At 51.8% G+C, this 25,534-nt stretch carries 26 protein-coding genes; 23 read left to right on the top strand and 3 right to left on the bottom strand.

Annotation, left to right across the window (positions count from 1 at the left end):
* Positions 1-92: 92 nt before the first annotated feature.
* The 3 genes from SK3146_RS05285 to SK3146_RS05275 are packed head-to-tail and all read left to right on the top strand — an operon-like array spanning position 93 to position 2,633.
* The gene (locus SK3146_RS05285; protein WP_249864094.1) at positions 93-974 is read left to right on the top strand and encodes a menaquinol-cytochrome c reductase cytochrome b/c subunit; all 882 of its coding nucleotides are present in this window, start codon (positions 93-95) and stop codon (positions 972-974) included.
* Positions 947-1,723, top strand: a complete 777-nt coding sequence (locus tag SK3146_RS05280) for a DUF1405 domain-containing protein (RefSeq protein ID WP_349655193.1) — start codon at positions 947-949, stop codon at positions 1,721-1,723. Before SK3146_RS05285 ends, SK3146_RS05280 begins: the two co-directional genes overlap by 28 nt.
* Before the next feature lie 43 nt (positions 1,724-1,766).
* Positions 1,767-2,633, top strand: coding sequence for a sporulation protein YpjB (locus SK3146_RS05275; RefSeq protein WP_249864093.1), 867 nt, complete (start codon positions 1,767-1,769; stop codon positions 2,631-2,633).
* 3 nt (positions 2,634-2,636) lie between these two features.
* On the opposite strand, the gene SK3146_RS05270 is transcribed toward SK3146_RS05275, so the two are convergent.
* Positions 2,637-3,506 carry a YitT family protein gene (locus SK3146_RS05270; protein WP_249864092.1) on the bottom strand — a complete coding sequence of 290 codons (870 nt, stop codon included), beginning with the start codon at positions 3,504-3,506 and terminating at the stop codon, positions 2,637-2,639.
* A gap of 192 nt (positions 3,507-3,698) precedes the next feature.
* Here SK3146_RS05270 and SK3146_RS05265 point away from each other — a divergent pair, with 192 nt between their 5' ends.
* The 14 genes from SK3146_RS05265 (at position 3,699) to SK3146_RS05200 (ending at position 16,935) form a co-directional block, all read left to right on the top strand.
* Positions 3,699-4,037 (top strand): nucleotide pyrophosphohydrolase, encoded by a 339-nt coding sequence (locus SK3146_RS05265; RefSeq protein ID WP_249864091.1) that lies wholly within the window; start codon positions 3,699-3,701, stop codon positions 4,035-4,037.
* Positions 4,038-4,081: 44 nt separating this feature from the next.
* Positions 4,082-4,597 carry a tetratricopeptide repeat protein gene (locus SK3146_RS05260; RefSeq protein WP_249864090.1) on the top strand — a complete coding sequence of 172 codons (516 nt, stop codon included), beginning with the start codon at positions 4,082-4,084 and terminating at the stop codon, positions 4,595-4,597.
* A 40-nt stretch (positions 4,598-4,637) separates the two neighbouring features.
* Positions 4,638-5,441 carry a 4-hydroxy-tetrahydrodipicolinate reductase gene (dapB, locus tag SK3146_RS05255; RefSeq protein WP_375295512.1) on the top strand — a complete coding sequence of 268 codons (804 nt, stop codon included), beginning with the start codon at positions 4,638-4,640 and terminating at the stop codon, positions 5,439-5,441.
* A 48-nt stretch (positions 5,442-5,489) separates the two neighbouring features.
* Entirely contained in the window at positions 5,490-5,909 is a 420-nt protein-coding gene (locus SK3146_RS05250; RefSeq protein ID WP_249866184.1) for a methylglyoxal synthase, read from the top strand.
* Positions 5,906-6,604 (top strand): bacillithiol biosynthesis deacetylase BshB1, encoded by a 699-nt coding sequence (gene bshB1 / locus SK3146_RS05245; RefSeq protein WP_249864089.1) that lies wholly within the window; start codon positions 5,906-5,908, stop codon positions 6,602-6,604. Before SK3146_RS05250 ends, bshB1 begins: the two co-directional genes overlap by 4 nt.
* 74 nt (positions 6,605-6,678) lie before the next feature.
* Positions 6,679-7,848 carry an N-acetyl-alpha-D-glucosaminyl L-malate synthase BshA gene (gene bshA, locus SK3146_RS05240; protein WP_249864088.1) on the top strand — a complete coding sequence of 390 codons (1,170 nt, stop codon included), beginning with the start codon at positions 6,679-6,681 and terminating at the stop codon, positions 7,846-7,848.
* A 49-nt stretch (positions 7,849-7,897) separates the two neighbouring features.
* The gene (locus SK3146_RS05235) at positions 7,898-9,205 is read left to right on the top strand and encodes a CCA tRNA nucleotidyltransferase (protein ID WP_249864087.1); all 1,308 of its coding nucleotides are present in this window, start codon (positions 7,898-7,900) and stop codon (positions 9,203-9,205) included.
* On the top strand, positions 9,205-10,185 hold the full coding sequence (locus SK3146_RS05230; RefSeq protein WP_249866183.1) for a biotin--[acetyl-CoA-carboxylase] ligase: 981 nt from the start codon (positions 9,205-9,207) through the stop codon (positions 10,183-10,185). The genes SK3146_RS05235 and SK3146_RS05230 overlap by 1 nt, the downstream gene beginning before the upstream one ends.
* 307 nt (positions 10,186-10,492) lie before the next feature.
* On the top strand, positions 10,493-11,347 hold the full coding sequence (gene panB / locus SK3146_RS05225) for a 3-methyl-2-oxobutanoate hydroxymethyltransferase (protein WP_249864086.1): 855 nt from the start codon (positions 10,493-10,495) through the stop codon (positions 11,345-11,347).
* Between the two features lie 18 nt (positions 11,348-11,365).
* Complete coding sequence (panC, locus tag SK3146_RS05220) at positions 11,366-12,229, top strand: pantoate--beta-alanine ligase (protein ID WP_249864085.1); 864 nt, start codon at positions 11,366-11,368, stop codon at positions 12,227-12,229.
* A 45-nt stretch (positions 12,230-12,274) separates the two neighbouring features.
* The gene (gene panD, locus SK3146_RS05215) at positions 12,275-12,658 is read left to right on the top strand and encodes an aspartate 1-decarboxylase (protein WP_249864084.1); all 384 of its coding nucleotides are present in this window, start codon (positions 12,275-12,277) and stop codon (positions 12,656-12,658) included.
* A gap of 67 nt (positions 12,659-12,725) precedes the next feature.
* Complete coding sequence (locus SK3146_RS05210) at positions 12,726-13,367, top strand: tetratricopeptide repeat protein (RefSeq protein WP_249864083.1); 642 nt, start codon at positions 12,726-12,728, stop codon at positions 13,365-13,367.
* A gap of 86 nt (positions 13,368-13,453) precedes the next feature.
* Positions 13,454-16,318, top strand: coding sequence for an ATP-dependent DNA helicase DinG (gene dinG, locus SK3146_RS05205; protein ID WP_249864082.1), 2,865 nt, complete (start codon positions 13,454-13,456; stop codon positions 16,316-16,318).
* Positions 16,315-16,935 carry a redox-sensing transcriptional repressor Rex gene (locus SK3146_RS05200; protein ID WP_249864081.1) on the top strand — a complete coding sequence of 207 codons (621 nt, stop codon included), beginning with the start codon at positions 16,315-16,317 and terminating at the stop codon, positions 16,933-16,935. The genes dinG and SK3146_RS05200 overlap by 4 nt, the downstream gene beginning before the upstream one ends.
* A 96-nt stretch (positions 16,936-17,031) precedes the next feature.
* Here the strand turns inward: SK3146_RS05200 and SK3146_RS05195 are convergent, their stop codons facing one another.
* Both SK3146_RS05195 and SK3146_RS05190 read right to left on the bottom strand, forming a co-directional pair.
* Positions 17,032-18,030, bottom strand: a complete 999-nt coding sequence (locus SK3146_RS05195; RefSeq protein ID WP_249864080.1) for an inorganic phosphate transporter — start codon at positions 18,028-18,030, stop codon at positions 17,032-17,034.
* A gap of 28 nt (positions 18,031-18,058) precedes the next feature.
* Positions 18,059-18,679 carry a DUF47 domain-containing protein gene (locus SK3146_RS05190; protein WP_249864079.1) on the bottom strand — a complete coding sequence of 207 codons (621 nt, stop codon included), beginning with the start codon at positions 18,677-18,679 and terminating at the stop codon, positions 18,059-18,061.
* Between the two features lie 270 nt (positions 18,680-18,949).
* Between SK3146_RS05190 and SK3146_RS05185 the strand changes: the two genes are divergently transcribed.
* The 6 genes from SK3146_RS05185 to SK3146_RS05160 all read left to right on the top strand — a co-directional run bounded on the left by SK3146_RS05185 (position 18,950) and on the right by SK3146_RS05160 (position 25,518).
* Positions 18,950-20,248 carry an amidohydrolase gene (locus SK3146_RS05185; protein ID WP_249864078.1) on the top strand — a complete coding sequence of 433 codons (1,299 nt, stop codon included), beginning with the start codon at positions 18,950-18,952 and terminating at the stop codon, positions 20,246-20,248.
* A 70-nt stretch (positions 20,249-20,318) separates the two neighbouring features.
* Positions 20,319-20,810, top strand: a complete 492-nt coding sequence (locus SK3146_RS05180; RefSeq protein WP_249864077.1) for a cell wall elongation regulator TseB-like domain-containing protein — start codon at positions 20,319-20,321, stop codon at positions 20,808-20,810.
* A gap of 227 nt (positions 20,811-21,037) precedes the next feature.
* Positions 21,038-21,544, top strand: a complete 507-nt coding sequence (locus SK3146_RS05175; protein WP_249864076.1) for a hypothetical protein — start codon at positions 21,038-21,040, stop codon at positions 21,542-21,544.
* Entirely contained in the window at positions 21,537-23,042 is a 1,506-nt protein-coding gene (locus SK3146_RS05170) for an AAA family ATPase (protein WP_249864075.1), read from the top strand. Before SK3146_RS05175 ends, SK3146_RS05170 begins: the two co-directional genes overlap by 8 nt.
* Positions 23,043-23,231: 189 nt before the next feature.
* Complete coding sequence (locus tag SK3146_RS05165) at positions 23,232-24,947, top strand: N-acetylmuramoyl-L-alanine amidase (RefSeq protein WP_249864074.1); 1,716 nt, start codon at positions 23,232-23,234, stop codon at positions 24,945-24,947.
* 13 nt (positions 24,948-24,960) lie between these two features.
* The gene (locus tag SK3146_RS05160; protein ID WP_249864073.1) at positions 24,961-25,518 is read left to right on the top strand and encodes a GerMN domain-containing protein; all 558 of its coding nucleotides are present in this window, start codon (positions 24,961-24,963) and stop codon (positions 25,516-25,518) included.
* The last annotated feature ends 16 nt before the right edge of the window (positions 25,519-25,534 follow it).

Below are 25,534 nucleotides of genomic sequence, written 5' to 3'. Positions count from 1 at the left end.
GCAGTTCTTGCGTGCGGAGAGCTTGAGATTTCTTCATGAGGGCAAGACATGAGGAGGCTTTCCGACACTAAAAGAAGTAAGGAGGGGCGAAATTGGCACACGGCCATAAGTCTGACGAAAAAATCGTTTATGTTGGAGACTCTCGCGTTCGGACGAGATCTGCTAAAATGGCTCAGCCGGATTATTCGGCTTTCCCGGGAAAATCCGAAGTATTCATCCCGAACTTCCTTCTCAAAGAATGGATGGTAGGGGTTGTCGTACTCGTCGGCATCCTGGTTCTAGTCGTATCCGACCCGGCTCCGCTTGGTTATCCCGCGGACCCGACCAATACACAGTTTATTCCGATGCCTGACTGGTACTTCCTGTTCATGTATCAATTGCTGAAATATCCGTATACTTCCGATCAATTCGTCGTTTTGGGAACATTGGTCATTCCGGCTATTATGTTCGGCGGCTTGATGGTAGCTCCTTTTCTGGACACGGGGAAAGAAAGACGCTTTTACAAACGCCCGATCGCTTCGACTTTAATGTTTCTCACATTGGTTGCCTGCACCTATTTGACGGTCGTTTCGTGGACGCATTACGAACACGAGATGAAAGATAAAAACCTGGTGCCTGAGCACATCAAACGCGAGGAAGAGCTTCATGCCGGCAAGGCAGAGAGCGGCGGAGGCGGCGCCAAGAAACCGGCTGCTGCCGCAGCGATCGTAGCTCCGGATGATCCGGGTGCGGAAATTTATAAAAAAGCAACTTGCGTAGCATGTCACGGCGGCGAATTGAAAGGAATGCCTTCTTCCGGAATTCCTGCATTGCGCGGCGTAGGCGACAAGCACAGCAAGGATGAAATTTTGAACATCATCAAAAAAGGGCAAGGCAATATGTCCCCTCAATACGATGATAATATCAAAAAAGGCTTGACGGACGCCGACATCGACAAGGTGGCTGAGTGGTTGTCCAAGCAAAAGAAAGAGTAGTTACGAAGGACCTGGTCGCTTATGTTGCGGTCAGGTCTTTTCAATGGAAGAAACGAAAGCATTTTCAGGCGGGGGGAAACCTATTGCTAAGCATGTCGATTCGCTCCTATTTTTCCAGAGCTTTTTTATCCAGCCGCTTCATGCTGTGGAGCCTGTTCTGGGTTAATCTTCTCGGGACGATATATGGTTACGAATGGTATTGGAACCAGATGACGTATACGGCTGAAACGATGTCCGCGGCTTATTTGCCGTTCGTTCCCGATAGTCCGACGGCCAGCTTGTTTTTTACCGGGGTTCTGGCCTATTTGCTGGTCGACTCGTACAAAGGGCGGTCTCTTGCTCCCCGTCCCGGATGGTTCCGTGGATTTGTAGAAGCATTCGCCGTCGTCACCTCCTTCAAATACGGGGTATGGGCCGTGTCGATCATTTGGGCCGGCGCGTATATGGGAAGCGAAGTGAACTGGCAGGATTGGATGCTGAGCATCTCGCATTTAGGGATGGCGGCCGAAGCTTTATTATATTGGCGTTTATACACGTACCGGTTCTGGCCTATCGTTGCGGTGGCGGTATGGACGTTGTGGAATGATTTTATGGATTATGCCGTCGGGGTATTCCCGTGGCTGCCGGAAAGCTTGATGGATCACCTTCCTTCGGTTGCGGCATTTACGGTTGAGCTCAGCTTTGTCAGTCTGGTCGTCGCCTTCGTTATTATGAAGGTTAGGGAAGTTTTGAATAAACGCGAGGTCTAAATGCGGACATCCCCCCATAGGATGATGATAGGAGGGATGTCCGATGTTGCGTATAAAAGTAGGGAGAGGCATCGGCCTCTTGTTGGTTGCGATGCTCGGAATGCAGCTGCTCGCCGGCTGCCGCCAGGCGGAGAAACCGGCGCAAGAGGCGGAGCCTAAGCCGTCTACGGAGCAATTGCAGAGGGTGGAGCTGCTGAACCGGACGGCTGACGATATGTATAAGAAGGTAATGCAGGGGGATGTTATGGGGGGGCGGGACGCGCTGCAGCAGCTGAGCGATCAAGTGACGACGATTCGTTACGAGGGGCTTACGACGCTGGACGGGCTGCACGCTCTGACGGAAGCCGTCACTCAGGGCAAGAGAGTGTTCAATGCGGCGCGTTTCTCGCCGGATGAAGGACAAGTAGCCGCCGCGCAAATCCGTCTGGCCACCGACGCGTTGTCGCATCCGGAGCAGCCGATGTGGCTGCAGTACTACAAGCTGCTGCAGGACGACGTGAACGGAATCGAGCAGGCGGCGAAGGATAAAGAAGCGCAGCAGTTTCAGAAATCGGTGTTTCTGTTTGAACGGCATATTTCGATCATTCATCCGAGCCTTTTGATCAGCAGAGACGCAACCGATGTGGAGAAGCTGGATTCGCTGGTTACTTTCATGAGCGGACAAGCCCGGACGGAGAAAGAGCCTTATCAACCGGTCGGCAACCTGCTGCCGACGGTCCGGCAAATGCTCGACAAGCTGTTCTTGAAGAAGGATACGACCGCCTTCCTGCCTGTCGTCGACGATCGAAATCCGATTCTGTGGACGTTTGCGATCGGTTCGGTTATTTTGGCCGCACTTGGGTTCGCAGGCTGGCGGCTGGCGAAGAAAGACAACGGCTTGGTGCTAGTCCGCAAGAAAGACGAAGCATAGCGATTATTCGGGCTTAAAGCCTTCCCCAACTACGTCATGAACCTCGTTGATTATGATAAATGCGCGAGGATCGACGGAACGGGCGAGGTCTTTAAGCCTTTTCATTTCCTGCCGGTAGACGACGCAATAGACGACGTTCTTATGGGCTTTGGAGTACGCGCCGACGGCGGGAATAATGGTAGCTCCGCGGTCCATATGCTCCGCAATTTTGGCGACGAGCTCCTCGGCGTGATCGGTGATGACGGTAAACGCCCGCGCGGCGTAGGCCCCTTCGATAATAATATCGATCACTTTGGTCGTAATGAAGACGACGACGAAGGTATACAATATTTTTTCCTTAGGGATAAAAAATAGCGCCGAGCCGATGACCAGACAGTCGAATACGAGAATGACCCGGCCCATGCTCCAGCCGAGCCACTTTTGCCCGATCGTAGCTATAATATCCGACCCGCCTGTCGTGCCGCCGTACCGGAAGACAAGCCCCAGACCGACGCCCAGCGTGACGCCTGCATAGGCGACGGCCAGAAAGTAGTCGTGTTCGGAGTGAAACGGCACAATCCAGCCGCGATGGATCAGTTGTTCCATTATCCAGAGGAAAAAAGATAGAGAGACAGTGCCGATCACCGTGTTGAGCATCGTTTCCTTGCCGAGAACTTTCCATCCCAAATAAAATAGCGGGATATTAATGACCAATGTCGTCGCGGACGGAGGAAGATGAAAGCTGTAATTGAGCAAGAGAGCGATTCCGGTGATCCCGCCCTCCATAAGCTCGTTTGAAATAACGAAATAATGAAGGCCGAAAGCGTAGATTGCCGTCCCTAACGTGATGGGCAGCAGGTTCTTCCATTTGACGAGCGGATAAGAGGATAACAAAGAAATCGACCTCCCGGAAAATGAACTTTCAAGACATATAACGACCGGATTAGTGTAAGTTTAATCATAGTATGCCTTAGTTTCAAGCAAAAAAAATTTGTCATCCCCAGACGTTTGCGATAACATGGTATATAGGATCGGTAACGACAAATGAATGTTTATGCATAAAGACAAGGTTGGTGAGCAGCGTACATGGCCGAAAAAACGTTACAGGAACTTCAACAGGAAGTCGACCAATACATATCGCAGTTTAAAGAAGGATATTTCAGCCCGCTTGCGATGCTGGCCAGAATGTCCGAGGAAGTCGGGGAGCTTGCAAGGGAAGTGAACCATCAATTCGGCGAAAAGCCGAAAAAAGCTTCGGAAGAAGACAACTCCATCGAACTGGAGCTCGGCGATATTTTGTTTATAACGATCTGTTTTGCCAATTCCTTAGGCATCGATCTGACGGAAGCGCATGACAAGATTATGCATAAATTTCGCACAAGAGACGCTAACCGGTGGACAAAAATAAACACGGATAACGAATAAAGCTCATATGCTGTACCATCACCTTGCCGAAGGAGGATGGGCTGATGACAGGGCATGAGCTGATTCAAAAAGCGTACGATGCCATACTCCATAATGATTTTGAGAGCGCGATAGAATGGTTCGAGCAGGCGATTGCCATGGAACCGGGTAACGCCGCCTTTCATTATAGATTATCGATCACGTACGCCAGAAGCAACAAGCTGGTCAAGGCGCTGGAGCACGCTTCCCAAGCGATTGAGCTGGACCCGGACGAAGAGCATTACCGGTATCATCTGCAGCATCTTAAAGCCAAAGAGATCGTCAGGCAAGCGGAGGCGTATTTGGAGAAAGCCGGGGATCAAGCGTGGCTGGCTATTTCGCTGCTGAAGCAGGCCATCGCGCTGGATTCGTTGTCGTCGGAGGCGTTTTTGCTCTTAGGGGTCGCTTATGCGGAGGTTCAGGAGTACAGTCAGGCGATTGCTGCGATCCGCGAGCTGCTCAAGCTCGATCCGCAGCATGAAGCCGGCATTCGGCTGCTGGAAGAGTGCCGCGCCAAATGGAAGGAATATATGCAGTCGTAGCGATCTAACACTTTTGTTGAATGAAAGGAAAGAATAGATAATGAGTCGAATTCGAGTGGCTGTAGCAGGCGCAAGCGGCAGAATGGGCCGTGAAGTAGTAAAAATGGTGTTGGGCGATCCCGAGCTGGAACTGGTCGCGGCCGTAAGCCGGACTTCCGATCCTACGGTCGACGCGGGAAGATTTGTCGGTATGGACCCGTGCGGAATTCATATGAGCAATGATCTGGAGATGGCTTTGGTAGAAGGGAAGCCGGACGTGCTCGTCGATTTCACGGCTCCTCATTCGGCGGTTCTCCATACCGCTCTGGCGCTGCGTCATAAGGTTCGTCCCGTGATGGGAACGACCGGGTTTACTCCGGAGGATATCGAGAATTTGGACAAGCAATGCAGAGAGCTTGGAATCGGCGGCATTATCGCCCCGAACTTCTCGATCGGAGCCATTCTGATGATGAAGTTTGCCGCGCAAGCCGCCAAGTATATGCCGCATTTGGAGATTATCGAATACCACGGCGATCAGAAGCTGGATGCCCCGTCCGGTACGGCGGTCAAGACGGCCGAGCTGATTTCGCAGACGCGTCAGGAGCTCCGTCAAGGCAATCCTAACGAAGAAGAAACGATTGAAGGTTCCCGCGGCGGACTATACAATGGATTTAGAATACATAGCGTCCGGCTGCCTGGCGTGTTCGCGCAGCAGGAGGTTATCTTCGGAGCGTTCGGGCAGACGCTGAAAATCCGCCACGATTCCTACGATCGCGCCGGATATATGCCAGGAGTCAACGTTGCCGTGAAAAAGGTAATGGATATTACCGGCATGGTGTACGGTTTTGAACATTTTATAGATTAATGTCTCACGAAGATTTACAGTGACTAAAGGAGCCTAACAGGGATGTCAATGAAAATAGCGCTAATTGCACACGATAGAAAAAAAGAAGAAATGGTAAACTTCATTACCGCCTACGAGACCGTTTTTGAACACCATGAGCTGTTCGCTACAGGAACGACGGGAACGAGAATTATGGAACAAACGAAGCTGCAAATTCATCGCTTTATGTCCGGACCGCTTGGCGGGGACCAGCAGATCGGCGCGATGGTGGCGACGAACGATATGGATCTGATCATCTTTTTGCGCGACCCGTTGATGGCGCAGCCTCACGAGCCGGATATCATTGCGCTGCTGCGTCTATGCGACGTGCAGGGGATTCCGGTGGCGACGAATATTGCGACGGCGGAGATCCTGGTCAAGGCGCTCGACCGCGGAGATTTTGCGTGGAGAGAGCTGGTGCACAAATATAAGCCGGGTGTGCCGGAATGACGGAAGCGCTCGATATTCTCATTTTCGGCGCGCATCCCGACGATGCCGAGATCGGTATGGGGGGAACGATCGCCAAGCATACGGCGGCAGGGTATAAAGTCGGCATCTGTGACTTAACTTATGCGGAGATGTCCTCGAACGGCACGGTAGAGCTTCGTCAGAAGGAAGCCGCGCAGGCGTCCGATATTTTGGGGCTTGCGGCGCGCAGCAATCTGGGGCTTCCCGATCGCGGATTGCGGATGGAGCCGGATCAGATTCGGGCCATTACGCTGCAAATTCGCAAGTATAAGCCAAGAATCGTCTTTGCGCCGTATTGGGAAGACCGCCATCCGGATCATATTGCGTGCAGCAAGCTGGTGCAGGAGGCGCTGTTCAACGCCAAGCTGAGGAAATACGAGCCGCAGACGGAAGCGCATACGGTAGTACAAAGTTATTTTTACTTTATTAACGATGTCGCCGAGTCGGATCTGCTCGTGGATATTACGGACGTGCATGGACGCAAGATGCAGGCGCTCGGAGCTTACCGTACGCAATTCGAGGCTGTCGGGGCGAACAACGATTTCGTCGCCACCCCTCTTAACCAAGGATACTTGGAAAGAGTGGAGGCCAAGGATCGCATGCTCGGGCAAAAGCGGATGGTTCCGTATGCCGAAGGATTTGTAAGCAAGCTTCCTTATATGGTCGATTTATTTTGACGGCAGGAAGACGGATATACATAACGGGATAAACGAATAAGATACTTAACATATGAGGCAAGGGAGGGGAGCGCATGAAGGATCGGTTGAAAATCGGAATTACTTGTTATCCTACGCTGGGCGGCTCGGGCGTCGTGGCGACCGAGCTCGGCAAGCTGCTGGCGGAACAAGGACATCAGGTGCATTTCATTACGCACAGCATGCCGTTTCGGCTTGGGAAGTTTGATAAAAATATTTTTTATCATGAAGTGGAAGTCAATGATTATTATGTGTTCAAATATCCTCCGTACGATTTGTCTCTGGCCAGCAAGCTGGCCCAGGTCGTTCAACTGGAGGAGCTCGATCTGCTTCACGTTCATTATGCGATTCCGCATGCGGTGTGCGCTCTGCTCGCCAAGCAAATGGTAGGAGACAGGGTCAAGGTAGTTACCACCTTGCACGGCACCGATATTACGGTGCTGGCGCAGGATGAATCGCTGAGCGATCTGATCCGCTACGCCATTAACGGGAGCGATGCGGTCACCGCCGTATCCCGGGACTTGATCCAGGAAACGCGCAAGCTGCTTTCGATCGAGAAGCCGATTGATCTGGCTTATAACTTTGTCGACAAGCGGGTTTACTATCCGCGCGAGGTGACCGCCTTGCGTAAGGAGTTCGCGCATCCTGACGAGAAAATATTGATCCATATTTCTAACTTCCGCCCGGTCAAGCGGGTAACGGATGTGGTGGAAGTATTCGATAAAATTTGCCGCGACGTGCCGTCCAGGCTGCTGTTTGTCGGCGAAGGCCCGGAATTGTCCAAGGTGCTTTGCAAGGTGAAGGAGCGCGGATTGCTCGACAGAGTTACCTTCTGCGGCAAGCAGGACGATGTGGCGCAGCTTCTCTCGTTGTCCGACGTGATGCTGCTGCCTTCCGAGAAGGAAAGCTTCGGGCTCGTGGCTCTGGAGGCGATGGCTTGCGGCGTGCCTTCCGTCGCATCGAATGCCGGGGGCATTCCTGAGCTGATCACTCACGGGGAAACCGGATTTTTGGCGGATATCGGAGATGTCGACCAAATGGCTTATTATACGAAAATGCTGCTGACCGATAAGGCGTTGTACGAGAAAGTGACGCAAGCTTGTCTGCACAGAGCGAGGTTTACGTTCTGTAACGATGTGATTACCCGTCAGTATGAGGAAATATATTATCGGGTACTGGAGAGACCGATGCCCGAGGAACTAAAGATGAAACCGATGAATTGTTGAGCGGTACCGTGCCGGATGATTCGGCCGATTACGCATGCGGGGGTCTGAAATGCAGGAGCCGTTGGAGCGATTGGAACGGGGAGCTCTCACCATTGTGGAGGCCCTGATGAAGCAAGGATATGAAGCCTATCTGGTCGGCGGCTGCGTCCGCGATAAGCTGCTGAGCCGCAAAGTGAAGGACTACGATATCGCCACCTCGGCAAGGCCGGAGCAGGTGAAGTCGGCGTTCGCGCGAACGATACCGACAGGTCTTCAGCATGGCACGGTTACCGTCGTGATCGAAGGCCAGCCTTATGAAGTGACCACGTTCCGCAAAGAGGATGCCTACGAGGATCACCGCCGGCCGGCCGGGGTGGAATACATAGACAGCTTATACGAAGACCTGCGCCGCCGCGATTTTACGATGAATGCGATGGCGCTCGATTTGGAGGGCAGGCTGATCGATCCGTTTCACGGGAGGGCCGACATGGAGCAGGGCATACTGCGCTGCGTCGGCGAAGCCAAGGAGCGGTTCGAGGAAGACGCGCTGCGGATTCTCCGCTGCATCCGCTTCGCCGCGGAATACTCCATGGAGGTGGAAGGCGCTACGTGGGAAGCGCTGCTTGCGCAAGTCCACTTGCTGAAGCATATTGCCATGGAACGGGTCCGTATGGAGCTGGAGCGGATGATTGCCGGAGCCGCGCCGGTGAAGGCGGTCAAACTGCTGGCGGCAAGCGGAGCGCTGCGTTACTGCAAGCTGCCGCTTCTGCTGGCCGATGTCAGCCCGGACCGGCTGTCCGAAGGGCTCGCGCAGCTTCATTCGCCGCTTGAGCGTTGGGCTTATATGTATTTACAGCTCGGAGCCGAGGCGAAGGCGGTAGAGGAGGAACTGAGAAATCTGACTTTCTCGAACCATCAGGTCGAGGAAGTGCGGCTTATTATCGCCGCAGCCCGCAATGTAGCCGGCTGCTTGAACGGCGACCCGGCCGGAGAGGTCACCGCTTCTTCCTACGGAGAGTCGTGGAAGTTGGCCGCGGTTCGATTCGGCAAGCAGGCCATACGATCTCTAGGCGCCATTCTCGCCATAGATGAAGATGCGGCCGCTTCGGCGGGAATTGAGAGCGGTCAAGCCCGCAGCCTTGCCGGCGGCAGCGCCGTCTGGCTCGATGAGATGCCGGTCGGCAAGACGGCGGAGCTGCAGATTAACGGAGGCGAGCTGATCTCGCATATCGGCAAGCCTGCGGGGCCTTGGGTAGCTCCGGTACTGCAGCATTTATTAAGAGCCGCTGCGCTGGGGACTACTCCCAACAGTAAAGAAGCTCTGCTGCTTGAAGCGCGGCGCTATGATCAATTAACTGAGCGGGAACGGGATGAATGATGAACATAAACGAACATTTGCTGCGTACGTTCGAGGCCAGGCCGGGCGAGTTTCTGTCGGGAGAAGAGCTCAGCGCGACGCTGCAGGTGAGCCGGACGGCGATCTGGAAGCATATCGAAAGGTTGCGCCAAGAAGGATATGAATTCGAAGCGGTGTCGCGCAAAGGCTATCGCCTCGTCGCCAAGCCGGACAAGCTGGATGTGGAGGCAGTTTTAGGCCGCCTGCATACGCGCGTCCTGGGGCGGAGCATACATTACATGAACGAGGTGGATTCCACCAATAACGTAGCCAGAGAGCTTGTTCAGCAGGGGGCGCAGGAAGGCACTCTCGTCGTTGCCGAGCAGCAGCTCGCCGGCCGGGGACGGCTGGGACGCAAGTGGCATTCGCCGAAAGGGAAAGGGCTGTGGATGACGCTGATCCTAAAGCCGCGCATTCCGCTGCATTTTACTCCCCAACTGACTCTTCTTGTAGCCGTTGCTTTATGCAGGTCTCTCCGGCAAATTACATCGCTGCCTATCGGAATCAAATGGCCCAACGATTTGCTTATCGACGGGAAGAAGATCAGCGGCATTTTGCTTGAATCGAGCGCGGAAGAAGAAAATTTGAATTATGTCGTAGCGGGAGTCGGGATCGGAGTTAATTTGCTGCCGGACGATTATCCCGATGACGAGTTGAGAGCGAAAGCGACTTCGCTCGCGATCGAAGCGGGTCATACAATGGACCGGTCGGAAATTCTCGTTGCCTTTTTGCAGGAGCTGGAAAGCTTGTACGATATATATCACGAACAGGGCTTCGGGCCGATCAAACTGCTATGGGAAGCGCTCAGCGTTTCGTTGAACCGCCCGGTCACCTGTCAAACCCCAAAAGGGTTGGCGGAAGGGACGTCGCTCGGCATCGACGAGAGCGGAGCTCTAATAGTAAAGCTGCAGGACGGCACCGTGACCAAGTGGTATTCGGGGGATATTCAATTTTCTTCCTGAAAATTGCGCCGGCGTGTCGAAAAAGGGTGTTGTAAGAAAGAAAAGTCTGGTATAATGTTCATGCAAGGCGATATCCATGCGGAATTGCACTTGCTGAACGATTGGAAGTTATTACCAGACATGACGGACAATTGCATAGCTTTACCTGGAATATGTCGGATTCTGCTCTGAGCCTAACGGACCGAGACAGAAGGATCATATGATTTTTTTTGCCATGTGAACCTTTTAGCTCCCGTAGGCTAAAAGGTTTTTTTGTTTATACTACAACTTATCGGCGTAAAACGTTGGAGGAAGGTGAGTGTTTGTGATGGAAAAACGGAGACCGGTAACAACAGCCAAGCTGAAAAAGATGAAGGAAGAAGGAACACCCATCTCCATAATTACCGCCTACGACTATCCGTCGGCCCGATTGGCCGAGGAAGCGGGAATCGACGCCATCTTGGTCGGCGATTCTTTGGGCAATGTCGTATTAGGGTACGACTCCACGATCCCTGTCACTCTGGACGATATGGTATATCATTCCCGTGCGGTTGCCAGAGCGGCGCAAACGGCGTTTGTCGTTACGGATCTGCCCTTTATGACTTATCACGGAAGCGTGGATCAGACGCTGCGCAACGCAGCCAGAATCATGCAGGAGGGCTGTGCCAAGGCGGTCAAGATGGAAGGCGGAACGGAAATCGCCGCGGCGGTAGAAGCCTGTACGAAGGCGGGCATTCCCGTAATGGCCCACATCGGCTTGACCCCCCAGTCGATTCATCAAATCGGCGGTTTTAAAATTCAAGGAAAAAGTACCGAGCAGGCGAAGAAGCTGCTGGAAGACGCTAAAGCCTTGGAGCAAGCAGGAGCATTCGCCATCGTGCTCGAGCTGATGACGGATCAGCTGTCGGAGCATATTACAGCCGAGCTGTCGATTCCAACGATCGGCATCGGCGCGGGTCCTCATTGCGACGGACAGGTGCTGGTATTCCATGACGCGCTCGGCTACGCCTCGGACATCGTTCCTAAGCGTATGGTCAAGGAATACGCCCAAGTCGGAAACATCATCCGCGAAGGTTTGAAGCAGTATGCCGACGAAGTGAAGCAGCGCCGCTTTCCGCTGCCGGAGCATTCCTTTCAAATGGAAGATCAGGTAGCCGAATTTTTGTACGGAAGCAAGAAATAAACGAGCGGGGGAGAAGAAATGCAAATTTTACATCGTATCCAAGATGTCAGGGAAGCGGTAAAGACGGCAAGAGCGGAAAACAGCGGGCTGAAAGTAGGCTTCGTGCCGACGATGGGATATCTTCATAAAGGGCATGCCAGCTTGCTTGAAGCGGCGCGCGAACAATCGGATCTGGTCGTGCTCAGCATCTTCGTCAACCCGCTGCAATTCGGACCGAACGAAGATTTGTCCCGCTATCCGAGAGATCAGGAACGGGATCTGGCCGTAGCGCGGGCTGCGGGCACGGACATCGTCTTCTTCCCTTCTGTAGAAGAAATGTATCCGCAGCCGACGAAAACGGTCGTTTCCGTATCGGAAGTAACCGAGCGGTTGTGCGGCGCGGCCCGTCCCGGCCATTTCGACGGTGTCGCTACCGTCGTAACGAAGCTGTTTAATATCGTACAGCCTGATCAAGCTTACTTCGGCTTGAAGGATGCGCAGCAGATTGCGGTCATTCAGCAGATGGTCGACGATCTCAACACCCCTGTAGGCATTGTGCCGTGTCCGATTGTCCGCGAGGAAGACGGGCTCGCCATGAGCTCGCGCAACGTTTATTTGCAGCCTGAGGAGCGCAAACAGGCGCTGGTGCTGTCTGCCGCGCTACGGATGGCGGAGGGACTCGTTCAGAGCGATTCCGGCTCATTGCAGGCGGAGGAGCTGAGGCAGGCCGTAATCGATCACATCCGGCAGTCTCCGCTTGCGGATATTGACTATGCGGATATTTTAGCGTATCCTTCATTGGTGCCGGTAACCGATCTTCGTTCGACGCCGGCGTTCATTATCGCCTTGGCCGTCAAATTCGGGAAAACGAGGCTGATCGACAATATCATTATCCGAAAATAAACGGCTAGTAAGTTTTCCTTCAGAAAACTTTTAGGAGGGTTCAACATGTTCAGAACGATGCTGAAATCGAAAATTCACCGCGCTACCGTAACGGAAGCCAATCTTAATTACGTAGGAAGCATTACGATCGACGAGGATCTGTTGGATCTGATCGATATGCTGCCTAACGAGAAAGTGCAAATCGTAAACAACAATAACGGTGCACGGTTCGAAACTTATATTATTCCCGGACCGCGCGGGTCCGGTGTCATCTGTCTGAACGGGGCGGCTGCGCGCATGGTGCATGTAGGGGATACCGTCATTATTTTATCTTATGTCATGCTGACCGACGAAGAAGCCAGAAAGCATCATCCGCAAGTGGCCATCATGGGCGAGAATAACAAGGCCGTCAGCGTATTGAAGGAAGAAATTCATTCCACCGTCCTGTAACGAATGAAAACAAGTCCGGGGGCAAAAAATGAGGGTATGCTCAGCTTAAAGGCGGTGGGATGCATACATGTTCAAACATTTATTTGCCTCCATGAACGAGATGCTGGACGAGATTGCCTCCAAGTACGATAAGGCGACAGGAGCAAGAAAGAAGGAGCTGCAGGAAAAGCTTCGCACGCTAAAGGCCATGAGCGATACGTTTATCGAAGAATGGCTGTTGTTTGAAGAAAAGCTGGCCGCGTTCCATCAGCAGCAGCAGCACCATCATCCTTTATATGCTGCCAATATGATGGACCCGGAATTGGAAGGCAAGCGGTCGGACGAATTTGTGCGCGGACAAGGGTATTACAAACTGTGGATGTACGACGAGGCGATCCGCGAATTTTCCGCTATCGTCAGCAAACAGCCTGATTTTACATTGGCGCGAGTTTATTTGGCCATGAGCTACTTGCGCAGAGGAGATATCGCGGAAAGCTACAGTCATTTTCATTTTTTGGCGCAATTAACGAATAACCTGCAGATGAGAGCTATTTCTTACAATGCGATGGGATGTATTCAAGCAGTTCATCACGACAATATGGATAAAGCCGCGGAATATTTTAATTTGGCGTTTCAAACGGACCCGAGCAGCGTTCAGCCTCTGATGGAGATGGGACTGTGCTGCGAAAAGAAGGGCCAGCTGCAGTTTCACCAGCAGCCTTACCGTTAAACGAAGGATAAGTTTACTATTCCCTTTTCCCGAGAGTATTGGTATGCTTAGAAGAGAGTGGGAATGAAGGGATTGACATAAAAGTAATGAAATTCGCGGTTTTGGATTTTGAAACGACCGGGAGCCAGCCTGCGGATCGCATCATACAGGTTGGCCTCGTCATTATACAAGACGACTACATCATCGACAGGTATACTTCTCTGGTCAATCCCGGGATAGGTATACCTTCTTCTATAACGTCGTTAACCGGCATTGACGATGAGATGGTCAAAGATGCCCCGGAGCTTGATACGGTTATTGGGCAAATGGTGCCGCTTTTGCAGGATACCGTCCTGGTCGGGCATAATATTGCCTTTGATTTGGCATTCTTGCAGCGGGCTCTGGATGAGCACGGTTATTTTCCGTTCGACGGCAAGGTGCTGGACACGATGGATACGCTGCGCGTGCTGTTTCCGTATTTGGGCAGCCTGCAGCTAAACATGGTTTGCCAGTCGCTCGGCATTGAGCATGAACGGCCGCATCAGGCGGACAGCGACGCCGAAGCGACGGCGCTTGTTTGGCTGCGCTGCTTGGAGAGGCTCCAAAGCTTGCCGCTGCTTACGCTTCAGCGGTTATCCCTTATTTTCGATGAAGTGACTAGCGATCTCGGATGGTTTCTTCATGAAATGAAAGCGTATAAGGAAATGTTTACCTCTGTGGATACGGAGGAAGGACGTTATTTTCGCCAGTTTGCCATCAATGTGGATGAGTGGGGCAACGAAGAGCCGGTGCGCGAGGACGACGAAATGCAATCGATTCCGGATAGCTTCGCCGAATTTTATGAATGGCTCAAACAGCAGCTGCAAATCCGTTTCGAGTCCTACGAGGACCGCGAAGCTCAGGTGAAGATGCTGGAAGAGGTCGAAGCCGCTTTCGAAGAAGGCAAGCATCTGATGATCGAAGCGGGAACCGGTACGGGCAAATCGCTCGGTTATTTGATTCCGTCGCTGTATTACGGGCTGAAGAAGGATAAGAAGGTGCTTGTCAGTACGCACACCATCAATTTGCAGGAGCAGATTAGAGAAAGAGACATACCGCTTCTGCACAGTTTATTTCCGGTGGGCTTTCGCGCGGCGGTGTTGAAAGGAAGAAGTCATTATTTGTGCTTGCGCAAATTCGAGCATAAAATGAATCTTCAAGATTTTGAAAACGGCAAAGAAGACCGGATCACGGCCGGACAAATGCTTGTCTGGCTTAGCGAAACGAAGCAGGGCGACGAAGAAGAGCTGCATTTTGCCACGAATAAAGGCAATCAGTTTTGGCATACGGTGGCAAGCGATTCCGATTCCTGTCTGAACAGAGCATGCCCCTGGTTCAAACGCTGCTTTTATCATCGTGCCCGGCATGAGTCCAATACGGCCGATGTCATTATAACCAACCACTCTATGCTGTTTACGGATACGAAGGCGGAAAACCGGCTTCTGCCGTCCTATAAGCATCTTGTTATCGATGAAGCGCATCATTTCGAGGAAGTAGCCAGCAAGCATTTGGGTATCGAGCTGTTCTACGGGGCTTTCCTGAATACGTTATGGTGGTTGTATAAAGACGGCCGCAGCGGCCAATTATCTTCCCTGAAGGCCAGGCTGCAGCGCGAGGAATCGGAGCGGGCGCAAGCGTGGAGCGGCGTTATAGACGCGGTCATTCCGAAAATCGTTGCGATTAAGGAACAGTGGGACGAACTGGCCGAGCTGTTGTACCAACTGCTTGCCTCGCGTTCCGATCCGTCGCAAACCGAGGGCGGACAGCTTGTATTCCGGATTAAGAAAGACCAGACGCCAAGCTCGTGGGATAAGCTGCTTGTTCTCGAAGAGAACATTTATTTGAACTGCTCCGAGGTTTTGAAAAAACTGGATAAAATGCTCAGCGAAATGAAGGAGCTTCAAGACGAGCAGGATCTTCAGGGAGTCGTAACCGATATCGGCGGCACCGTCAAGGAGCTGTACCGTCACCGTGACAATCTGCATTTTTTTATGACGATGCCGGACGACAATTACGTATATTGGCTTGAAGGGGGACAGCATAACAAGAGCAAATCGCTGCAGCTCGTTTGCGTTCCGATCGACGTCAGCCCGATGCTTCAGCAGCACTTTTTCGAGGTAAAAGACAGCGTCATCATGACCTCGGCTACGCTTTCCGTAGGCAAGTCTTTTGATTATACCTGCGAGCAGCTGGGACTTGAAGAAGTGAAGGACGGCTCCGTACAGGCCAAACTGAAGACGGTGCAGCTGCCTTCTCCTTTCAATTATCGTCAGCAGGCGCTGGTGGCGATTCCAAGAGATTTCCCCAGCATTCGCGGCAATTCAGGAGAGAAGCAGTTCTTGGACCGGCTGACGCAATCGCTTGCCGAGGTAGCGCTGGAGACCAAAGGACGTATGCTGGTGCTGTTCACGTCCAACCGGATGCTGAAGCTCACTCACGCGGCATTGAAGGAAGTGCTGAGCCCTTTTGGCATTCAGGTATTGGGTCAAGGGGTTGACAGCAGCAACCGGAGCAAGCTGACCCGCTTGTTCCAGAACAGTCCGGCGAGCGTACTGCTGGGAACGAGCAGCTTCTGGGAAGGCGTGGACATTCCCGGCGACGCGCTGAGCTGTCTGGCGATCGTGCGGCTTCCGTTCCAGCCTCCGAATCATCCGTTAGTGGAAGCGAAGACGGAAAATTTGAAGAAGCTTAACCAAAATCCTTTCATGAAGCTGTCGGTGCCCCAGGCCGTGATCCGCTTTAAGCAGGGCTTCGGGAGATTGGTTCGGACGGCGAACGATAAAGGCATCGTCATTATATATGATACCCGGGTCATTGATACGACATATGGAAAGTACTTCTTGTACTCGCTGCCCGGCCCCAAAATCGAGCATATGCCGACCAATCAATTGGTACCGAGAATTAAGCAGTGGATGGGGGAAAGCGACGTATGAAAACAATTAAAATTTCCGAAGCGGTCGTTCGCAGACTGCCGGTCTATTTACGGTTTTTGAACGAATTGAGCAAAAAAAGCGTGAATACGGTATCTTCGCAGGATTTGGGTCAAAAGCTGGATCTTAACCCGGCTCAAATCCGCAAAGATCTCGCCTATTTCGGAGAGTTCGGCAAAAAAGGAATCGGCTACGACGTCGACTATTTAATCGAAAAAATACGGCAAATTTTAAAGCTTGATAAAGTGATTCCGGTAGCGCTCGTCGGAGCGGGTAATCTTGGGCGGGCATTATGCAACTATAACGCTTATTTGAAAGATAATATGAAAATTGTCGCCGTTTTCGACGCGCACGCATCGAAGATCGGGGAGTCGATCAACAATTTGAATGTGAAGCCGATGGAAGAGCTCAAAGCAGCGATCAAAGAGCTGCATGTAAGAATCGGGATCATTACCGTTCCTGCCGCTGAAGCGCAAGGAGTAGCCAATCAGTTTGTCGAGGCCGGAGTCGAAGCGATTTTGAATTTTGCTCCGATTATTATTAAAGTTCCGAATGAAATTCGGGTGCATCACGCCGATTTTACGACGGAGCTGCAAAGCCTCGCGTACTATCTTGATTAGAAACCTATACGTCAAAAAAGTACGTCAAAAAAAGCCTACAGCGATGTAGGCTTTTTGGGCGTGTAACGGTTAATCGTATGTAAGGAGAAATCAAGCTCAAATGACGAGAGAAACGACTTTGTAGATGAGATAAGAGAGCGCCATACTAATCGGGATCGTAATGACCCAAGTCATAACCATTTTGGTAACGGTCGCCCACTTTACGTCGTGAAACCTCAGTACCGATCCCGTCCCGATAATCGAGGACGAAATGACATGCGTCGTGGACAACGGCATCCCCATTGCCGTCGAAATCTGAATAACGATGGATGAATTCAGATCGGAAGCGAACCCGTTGATCGGCTCGATCTTAATCAGATTTTTGCTCATGGTCTTGATGATCTTCCATCCGCCGATCGAAGTGCCGAGGCCCATGGCGGTAGCCGCGCATAATTTAACCCATAACGGCACGTCCAAATTGGTTTGGTACCCTAACGCCACCATTCCGAAAACGATAATTCCCATTGCTTTCTGAGCATCGTTGCCTCCGTGCGACAGGGAGAGAAGGCCGGCCGAAAAAATTTGAAAAAACCGGAACATTCGATTTAGCTTCGAGCGGGAATGATTGCCGCTGGCAAAAATGATCTGTTTAATGATCCACATAATGATGAATCCTGTTGCAAAAGCGATCATGGGAGACAGGATCAGAATAGCGATAATTTCTTTAAAGCCGCTCCAGTTGACTGCGGATATCCCCGCACCGGCCACGACGGCGCCGGCTAAAGCTCCGATCAACGTATGCGAGGAGGAGGAAGGAATGCCGAAATACCAAGTGACTAAATTCCATATAATAGCCGTAATTAATGCCGCGATGACAACGGTAACCCCGTTTTCGATGGTTGCCGGATTGGCGACTTTGCCGCCGATCGTTTTGGCCACTTCAGAGGAGTAAACCGCTCCGATAAAATTGAGGGTGGCCGCGAAAAAAACGGCTACCTTAGGGGATAATGCCCTGGTCGATATCGATGTTGCAATCGCATTGGCCGTATCGTGAAAGCCGTTGATGAAATCGAACAGCAAAGCCAATCCTACGATGATGAACAAAAGGGTTAACATAATTACCTCCTACCGGTTGCGAAGCAGCTTACGAATAACGCAATACGACGCTTTCCAAAATGTTCGCTACGTCTTCACAGGCATCCGTAGTTTGCTCAAGGCGTTCATAGAGCTCCTTAAGCTTGAAATCGTGATAAGGGTCTTGAGGATTCAAGAAAATTTCGCGAATTCCTTCCCGCATTAACCGGTCGGCCTCGTTCTCCAAGCTGTTGATTTGGACGGTATGTTCGGTAATTTGCATATATTTCTTTTTGGACAATAGTTTGAAGGCATCGAGAATATGCTGGCAGCTGGCAACAAGAACGGCGGAAAACTCCTGCATATACTTATCGCTCTCGTTAATGTTCAAATAATCGAAACGTGCGATCGTCGCTTCGATCCCGTCGATGACATCGTCGACTTTGGAGGCAAGTTCCATAATATCTTCCCGATCCAATGGGGTAATGAACACTTTGTTCAGCCCTTTGAAAATTTGATGGGTAATCTGATCGCCTTTGTTCTCTAAATCCTTCAATTGAGGATAGAACGCTGCGGGCGGTTGATCTCCCATTACGGCGTTGCGAAACATTTGCGCCGCGTGCAGCGTATTTTCCGACGCTTTGATCAGCAGGAGCAAAAAGTCGGTATCGTTCTTTTTGGCGAAAAGCATGAAACAGCCTCCTTCAATATATGTAAATAATTTACACAACGAATAATGATCGCGAATAATGTAGAATAAGCGTGAAAATGAACACCAAAAATAAAAATAACACATCAGAGTAAGGGAATGCAATCATAGTTTATCCAATTCAGAATATGTTCATCAAACATTAATGATGCAGCGGTTAAACCTCTTGACAGCCGCTCTATTACTTGCTTTTCGGCTAACGAAGTTGTACAGTGGAGGTTGATGCTAGGAGTCGGAAAGGATAAGGTGATTATGAAAAAAACGATAATTACTAACGGACAATTCATTATATGGAATGAACAACATCCGATCGTTAACGGTTGTATGGTAATAGAAGACAACCGGATTACATATATCGGCACGGAAGCGCCGCTGCCGCTGGAGCAGTATGACGAACGTATTGACGGAACGAACAAGCTGTTCATGCCGGGGCTTGTCAACACGCATTGCCATGCGGCAATGTCGCTCTTGCGCGGCTACGGCGACGACCTCGCGCTGCAGGTTTGGCTGCAGGAGAAAATGTGGCCGATGGAAGGCAAGTTTACCGCTCACGATGTTCGTTGGGGAACGGAGCTGTCCATCCTGGAGATGATCAAGGGAGGGACGACGACGTTCGTCGATATGTACGATCATATGAACGAAGTCGCGCAGGCTGTGGAGCGCAGCGGAATGCGCGCCGTCTTGACGCGCGGCGTGATCGGCTTATGTCCTCCGGAGGTACAGGACGCCAAGCTGAAGGAAGCCGTGCAATTTGCCCGTGATTGGAACGGCCAAGCGAACGGACGCATTACGACGATGATGTCTCCGCATGCTCCGTATACTTGTCCTCCCGATTACATCGAGAAAATTGTGCAGGCGGCTCACGACCTGAATTTGCCTATTCATACGCATATGTCGGAGACGGCCCGCGAAGTGCAGGATAACGTAGATCAATACGGGGCGAGACCCGTAGAGCATCTGGAAAAGCTTGGCGTATTCGCCAGACCTACGCTGGTAGCCCATGCCGTGCATTTGACGGATGAAGAAATTTCGCTGCTGCAAAAATATGACGTTCGCGTATCGCATAATCCCGGCAGCAACCTCAAGCTCGCAAGCGGAGTCGCCCGGGTGCCCGAGCTGCTGAAGCGCGGCGTGAAGGTGTCGCTCGGCACCGACGGCGCGGCAAGCAACAATAATTTGGATATGTTCGAAGAAATCCGGCTTGCCGCGCTGATTCATAAAGCGGTCACCGGCGATCCCGTCGCTGTGCCGGCCGAGGAAGCGATCCGCATGGGGACGCTGGAAGGCGCCCGTTCCATATGGCTTGACGATGTCGGCGCCCTCGAAGCGGGGATGAAGGCCGATTTCATCGCCATCGATATCGATCAGGCTCATTTCTTCCCGAAAACGAATTATGTTTCGCATGTGGTGTACTCCGCATCGGCCAAAGATGTGACAGATGTATGGGTAGACGGGAAGCGTCTCGTGAAGAACGGCGAATGTTTGACGATTGACGAGGAAAAAGTACTGGCCGAAGCTCAGCGCTGCTTCGAACGGTTGACGAGCGCTTAATCAAATCATGTTGTTCTGCCGCCGCATTCAGCGGCGTTCTGGCAAAAATGTTTAGGAGGTCAATCCCCCGATGAAACTGAAAATAACGATAGCCTCCGTAGCTGTCGTTGCTCTTCTGTTATTTTTTGGAGGACGGTTCATCAACGCGGTTCAGGAAGACGAATGGAAAATCCAGCGGGCCGCAGTTCAGACCGCCTATCAAAAAACGTTGTTAACTAAAGCGGACAAAGTCGAAAGGTTCGTCGGAGACAAGCCGTATACGGTCATTCACGGTGAGAATAAAATCGGACAGAAGATGATCGTATGGGTCGGGGAAGAGGAATTGTTCGCGCAGATGGCGTCGGACGGCGTCACTGAAGAGCAAATCGAAGCCCAGGTCGAAGCCAAGCATCCGGAAGCGGACTTATTAAGGGCGATGCCGGGCGTTCTGAACGGCGCTTTAATATGGGAGGCTTTCTACAAGCTGCCGGCGGATGATTCGGGCGATGAGCGCTATTATTACGATTATTATACTTTTAAAGAGGGCACGTTGCTGGATACGTATCGTTTGAGCATTCAATAGATGGCGCAGCTGTCGCATCGCATTTTCGCATATATAGCGGATTGCGGTGCCGCGGCGGCGCTTTTTTTAATACAACGGCGGCTGCGGTTGGGATAGGATGCATTACCACACATTACATCGGGCAAACTGATATATCATATGATATACTTTCTATATACTTTAGTTGATATATTATTATATAGAAAGGGGGACGTCGGCTCATGAAGTTGCGTCTCTTACCTGTGATAGTGAGTGTAGTAGTTTCCGCCACCGTGCTGTTCGGAGGTTGGTTCGTATATCAAAGCTATGCAATGGAAAGTCCGCTTACGAATATTGTCCAAGAAACCCCCGGAGTGGAACTGGTCACTACGCGGTTTACGGCAAACGATGCGGAAATCGATATTAAAATGACGCCGGGAACCAGCCTGCGTGAAGTGTATGACCATATTCAAAGCGAAGGATCTTCGATTCTCGGTAAAAAAGAACTGAAATTAAAGGTCGTGAACGATTCGTCCGCCGATCTGGATGCATGGTGGTCGTCCGCCTTGTTCGACGTAGCCCAGGCGATGGAAACCAAACATTATTCGGACATTCCAGCGACGCTGAAATCGCGCGCCGGCACGGTATCTGACCTGCAAGTATCTACGGAAATGAACGATAAATACGTATTTATTACATTGACGAACGGGGATAAAAGCAAATATGTTATGCTCCCGCGCACGCCTGAGAAGTTAGGGGTGTGGCCGAATGAGTAAAATTTATAAGGAAATTTTCATCGGAACGGTTCCCGTTGTTATCATTTTCTTGTTTTTTATCGGCATCAATGCGATTCCGCTTGTGTTTGCGGCCGTCATTTTAGGCACAATACTGTATATGAACCAGATGCGCGGCGGCAGCAGCGGCTTCGGAGGCTCCGAACGAAAAGCCCGGACCCGAAAGGCGCCGGCGTACTTGACCTTTGACGATATCGGAGGGCAGCAGCGGGCCAAAATCGAGCTTAAGGAAGCTCTGGATTTTTTGATCAAGCATGAAGAGATCCGCAAGCTGGGCATTCGCCCTTTGAAGGGGATTCTTCTTGAAGGGCCTCCCGGAACGGGGAAAACGCTGCTTGCCAAGGCCGCGGCGCATTATACGAATTCGGTGTTCATCGCCGCTTCCGGCAGTGAGTTTGTCGAAATGTATGTCGGCGTAGGGGCGAGCCGGGTCCGCGAATTGTTTAAGGAAGCGCGCAGCCGCGCCGCAAAGGAAAACAAAGAGAGCGCCATTGTGTTTATCGACGAGATCGACGTGATCGGCGGCAAGCGCGACGGAGGGCAGCATCGCGAATACGATCAGACGTTAAACCAGCTGCTGACGGAGATGGATGGCATTCATACGACCGATTCTCCGCGCATTCTCCTTATGGCGGCGACGAACCGCAAGGAGATGCTGGACAGCGCGCTGCTTCGTCCTGGCCGTTTCGACCGTCATATCGAAGTGGATCTGCCGGACAAGAAGGGCCGCTTGCATATCTTGAATATACACGGCAAAAACAAGCCGCTGTCAGAGCAAGTGAATTTGGAGATGATCGCCGAGGAAACGTTCCAATTCTCCGGCGCGCAGCTGGAGAGCGTTATGAACGAGGCGGCCATTTACGCGATGCGCGAAGAATCGCCGCTGATCGAACAGAAGCATTTGTCGCAAGCTGTAGACAAGGTGATGATCGGAGAGCGGACGGACCGCGAATCGACGAAGGAAGAACGAGATAGAGTAGCGCTTCATGAACTGGGACATGCTATAGCCGCAGAGAACGTTCGTCCGGGTTCGGTATCCCAGGTTGCGCTCAGCCCGCGCGGCAAAGCGCTCGGCTATGTGCGTCATAATCCGCAGCAGGACCAGTATTTGTATACAAAGGAGCAGCTGGAGGAGCAAATTATTGTCGCTTTGGGCGGCGCCGTAGCCGAGGAAATGTTCTACGGCGGGCGAAGCACCGGTTCCCGCAACGATTTTGAACAGTCGCTGCACCTAGTGCGCACGATGATGGACTCCGGATTAACGAATCTCGGTATTATCGACCGTCAAATGGTGACGAAGGAAGAGCTGATGAAGGAAAACGCCGCTATTTTGGAGCAGCTGACCGAACGCACGCGCGAGATTTTGGAACGGCACCGCATCGTATTCGAGCAGTCGCTTTCGATTCTTGTAAAAGAAGAGGTTTTGTCGGGAGACCAGTTCCGTCAATTGCTGGAGCAATCCCGATTGCAGACCGCATAGAACAAAATGACGCCAAAAGCTTGAGGTTCAGGCCGTTAGCCTGCAGCTTCGAGCTTTTTTTGTCGTTTTCCGCAACTTTTCCGTCATTTTGGCGTCTATTTTTTTGGTAAGTTTCGCCATAATATCGGTCGTTTTTGCATAATAGCCGCATTCATAACAAAATTCAAAATACATAAGCTGAGGTGTAAGATGAGAGTTGCTACTACGTTATTATCTTTACTGCTATTTTCCTTGCTGTTATGTCCGATGATGGCTTTCGCCGCGGTACAGCCGATCCAGCTGTTTCTGAACGGCAAGCCGCTTGTCGCGGAGGTGCCTCCGCGCATTATTAAGGACAATACCGTCGTTCCTGTCCGAATCATTGCCGAGTCGCTAGGGTCCAAGGTCAAATGGGATGAAAAGAGCCGTAAAGTAACGATCGATAAGTCGGGCGTCAGCATCCAGCTGTTCATCGACAAGCAGAGTGCTCTCGTGAATAACGAATCGTTCGAATTGGAAACGGCTCCAACAATCGTGGACGGCAATACGCTGCTTCCGCTGCGCTTTGTCAGCGAGCAGTTCGGAGTGGACGTAACCTGGGACGACTTGACCCGTTCCGTGTTTTTATACCAGTCGGAGGGCGACGTCAAAGAGGCGGTCTCCTCGCCCGCGGCGGGCGCAGACGGCAAACCGGCGGCCGGGGAAGAAGCCGGAGCGAAACCGGGCAAAGACGAAGGAGCCGCAACCGCCGGCAAGGACGAAGGCAAAACGGACGGCCGGACGGAGAGCAAGCCGCAGGATAACGCCGGTGATAAGCAGCAAGATAAGCCGGGCGAGAAACAGCAGAACGCAGCAGGGGACAAGCAGCAGGACAAGCCTGAGCCGGATAAAACAGGCGGAAGCGCAGCCGCGGCGGACGCGGGCAAGAACAATGCTGCAGGAACCGCGGCGGACAAGCCGGGAAGCGTCAATTCGTCCGGACAACCCGGTTCCCCTGCGGAAGGGAAGGACGGCGGCAAGGATCAGAATAAAGACCAGGCCAAGGAGCCTTTGACGACGATCCGCTCGATAGCGCTTGAGGGCGACCAGTTTGTGATCAAAACGAGCGGCGCCGATCAAGCAGCGAACGTATCGGCCGTGAACAGTCAAAACCGTATCGTCATCGATATTCCGTACGGCCAGCTTGACCCGACGCTCAAGCTGAACGACAAGGGCGAGGGAACCATCAAGGTAAACCGGGCCGGCGTCTCGCAAATTCGATATTTGCTATTTTCAAAAGAATCGTCTATCGTTAGAATAATAATAGATTTAACTAATAGAGTAGATTTCAAGCCGTCCGTGAAAAAGGTGCCGAATCAGCTGTCGTGGACGATCTCCGCGGCCAAGGATAAATACAAGGTAGTTATCGATCCGGGGCATGGAGGCAAAGACAGCGGCGCGATCTCGGCGACAAAACGCATGGAGAAAGACTTTGTGCTTTCGCTCGGCCTTAAGGTGAACAAGCTGCTTCAGAAAGAGCCAAAAATCGAGCCGTACATGACCCGCGGCGACGATACGTTCGTCGAGCTTGCAGACAGGGCTTCTTTCGCCAACAACATGAACGCGGATCTGTTTGTCTCCATTCACGCCAATTCGGCGGGCAAGGAATCCGTAGAAGGCGTGGAAACGTATTATTATACGGACCAAAGCTTGCCTTTCGCCAAATTGATGCATGAACAATTATTGAAATCTACACAGTTTCCCGACCGCAAGGTGAAGCAGGAAAATTTCTATGTCGTTAAAAATACGACGATGCCTTCTCTGCTGCTGGAAATCGGATTTTTAACGAACAAGTCCGAGGAAGCAGTTATGTATCAGGATGCATTTCAAGATCGAGTTGCCGCGTCCATCGTTGCTGCTATCAAACAGCAGTTGAATATCGACTAAGGAGAGGATAGCGATGCAAAGACGGTTAGTGAACGGCGCCATTATCGGAATTACGCTGGTCGCGCTGCTCGCCGCATGCGGGCAGAAACAACCCGCGCCGGCAGCCGGCGGACAGGAGACGGGCAAGCAGGCGCAATCGTCGGCGCCGACTCCGACCCCGACTCCGGCGGCCCAAGACGTCAAGCAGATGAAGATTAAAACCTATTATGGTGATGAGAATGGAGAAAGACTAGTCGAGCAGGAAGCGGTCATCTCTTACAAACAGGACAACGACAAGTATTTGGCCGCGCTGAAGACGTTGACGGTAAGTTCCGACGACAAGCGAATTCCATTGATGAAGGGCTTTACCTTCAATTCCGTCACGCTGAAGGATCAGACCCTGACTGTCGACGTGTCGATGGCTCCCGAATCCAGGCTGGGTTCCGGGGGAGAGAGCTTGCTGCTGCAAGCTTTGAAAAAGAACGTATTTCAATTTTCAGAGATTCAGAATCTGGACATTTTGCTTGACGGCAAAGCCGTGGAAAGCTTGATGGGACATATGGATCTGCCTCATCCGATTAAGCGCGGATAACCGCGCTTTTGTTGAA

Source organism: Paenibacillus konkukensis, from assembly GCF_023523925.1.
GTDB lineage: Bacteria > Bacillota > Bacilli > Paenibacillales > NBRC-103111 > Paenibacillus_S > Paenibacillus_S doosanensis.
This window is presented reverse-complemented; position numbering and strand designations above follow the sequence as displayed.

Excerpts from the sequence above, each read along its gene's own strand:
- SK3146_RS05275 (WP_249864093.1), top strand. The coding sequence starts at position 1,767 with ATGTTGCGTATAAAAGTAGGGAGAGGCATCGGCCTCTTGTTGGTTGCG.
- SK3146_RS05265 (WP_249864091.1), top strand. The coding sequence starts at position 3,699 with ATGGCCGAAAAAACGTTACAGGAACTTCAACAGGAAGTCGACCAATAC.
- SK3146_RS05260 (WP_249864090.1), top strand. The coding sequence starts at position 4,082 with ATGACAGGGCATGAGCTGATTCAAAAAGCGTACGATGCCATACTCCAT.
- dapB (WP_375295512.1), top strand. The coding sequence starts at position 4,638 with ATGAGTCGAATTCGAGTGGCTGTAGCAGGCGCAAGCGGCAGAATGGGC.
- SK3146_RS05250 (WP_249866184.1), top strand. The coding sequence starts at position 5,490 with ATGAAAATAGCGCTAATTGCACACGATAGAAAAAAAGAAGAAATGGTA.
- bshB1 (WP_249864089.1), top strand. The coding sequence starts at position 5,906 with ATGACGGAAGCGCTCGATATTCTCATTTTCGGCGCGCATCCCGACGAT.
- bshA (WP_249864088.1), top strand. The coding sequence starts at position 6,679 with ATGAAGGATCGGTTGAAAATCGGAATTACTTGTTATCCTACGCTGGGC.
- SK3146_RS05235 (WP_249864087.1), top strand. The coding sequence starts at position 7,898 with ATGCAGGAGCCGTTGGAGCGATTGGAACGGGGAGCTCTCACCATTGTG.
- SK3146_RS05230 (WP_249866183.1), top strand. The coding sequence starts at position 9,205 with ATGAACATAAACGAACATTTGCTGCGTACGTTCGAGGCCAGGCCGGGC.
- panB (WP_249864086.1), top strand. The coding sequence starts at position 10,493 with ATGGAAAAACGGAGACCGGTAACAACAGCCAAGCTGAAAAAGATGAAG.
- panC (WP_249864085.1), top strand. The coding sequence starts at position 11,366 with ATGCAAATTTTACATCGTATCCAAGATGTCAGGGAAGCGGTAAAGACG.
- panD (WP_249864084.1), top strand. The coding sequence starts at position 12,275 with ATGTTCAGAACGATGCTGAAATCGAAAATTCACCGCGCTACCGTAACG.
- SK3146_RS05210 (WP_249864083.1), top strand. The coding sequence starts at position 12,726 with ATGTTCAAACATTTATTTGCCTCCATGAACGAGATGCTGGACGAGATT.
- dinG (WP_249864082.1), top strand. The coding sequence starts at position 13,454 with ATGAAATTCGCGGTTTTGGATTTTGAAACGACCGGGAGCCAGCCTGCG.
- SK3146_RS05200 (WP_249864081.1), top strand. The coding sequence starts at position 16,315 with ATGAAAACAATTAAAATTTCCGAAGCGGTCGTTCGCAGACTGCCGGTC.
- SK3146_RS05195 (WP_249864080.1), bottom strand. The coding sequence starts at position 18,030 with ATGTTAACCCTTTTGTTCATCATCGTAGGATTGGCTTTGCTGTTCGAT.
- SK3146_RS05190 (WP_249864079.1), bottom strand. The coding sequence starts at position 18,679 with ATGCTTTTCGCCAAAAAGAACGATACCGACTTTTTGCTCCTGCTGATC.
- SK3146_RS05185 (WP_249864078.1), top strand. The coding sequence starts at position 18,950 with ATGAAAAAAACGATAATTACTAACGGACAATTCATTATATGGAATGAA.
- SK3146_RS05180 (WP_249864077.1), top strand. The coding sequence starts at position 20,319 with ATGAAACTGAAAATAACGATAGCCTCCGTAGCTGTCGTTGCTCTTCTG.
- SK3146_RS05170 (WP_249864075.1), top strand. The coding sequence starts at position 21,537 with ATGAGTAAAATTTATAAGGAAATTTTCATCGGAACGGTTCCCGTTGTT.
- SK3146_RS05165 (WP_249864074.1), top strand. The coding sequence starts at position 23,232 with ATGAGAGTTGCTACTACGTTATTATCTTTACTGCTATTTTCCTTGCTG.
- SK3146_RS05160 (WP_249864073.1), top strand. The coding sequence starts at position 24,961 with ATGCAAAGACGGTTAGTGAACGGCGCCATTATCGGAATTACGCTGGTC.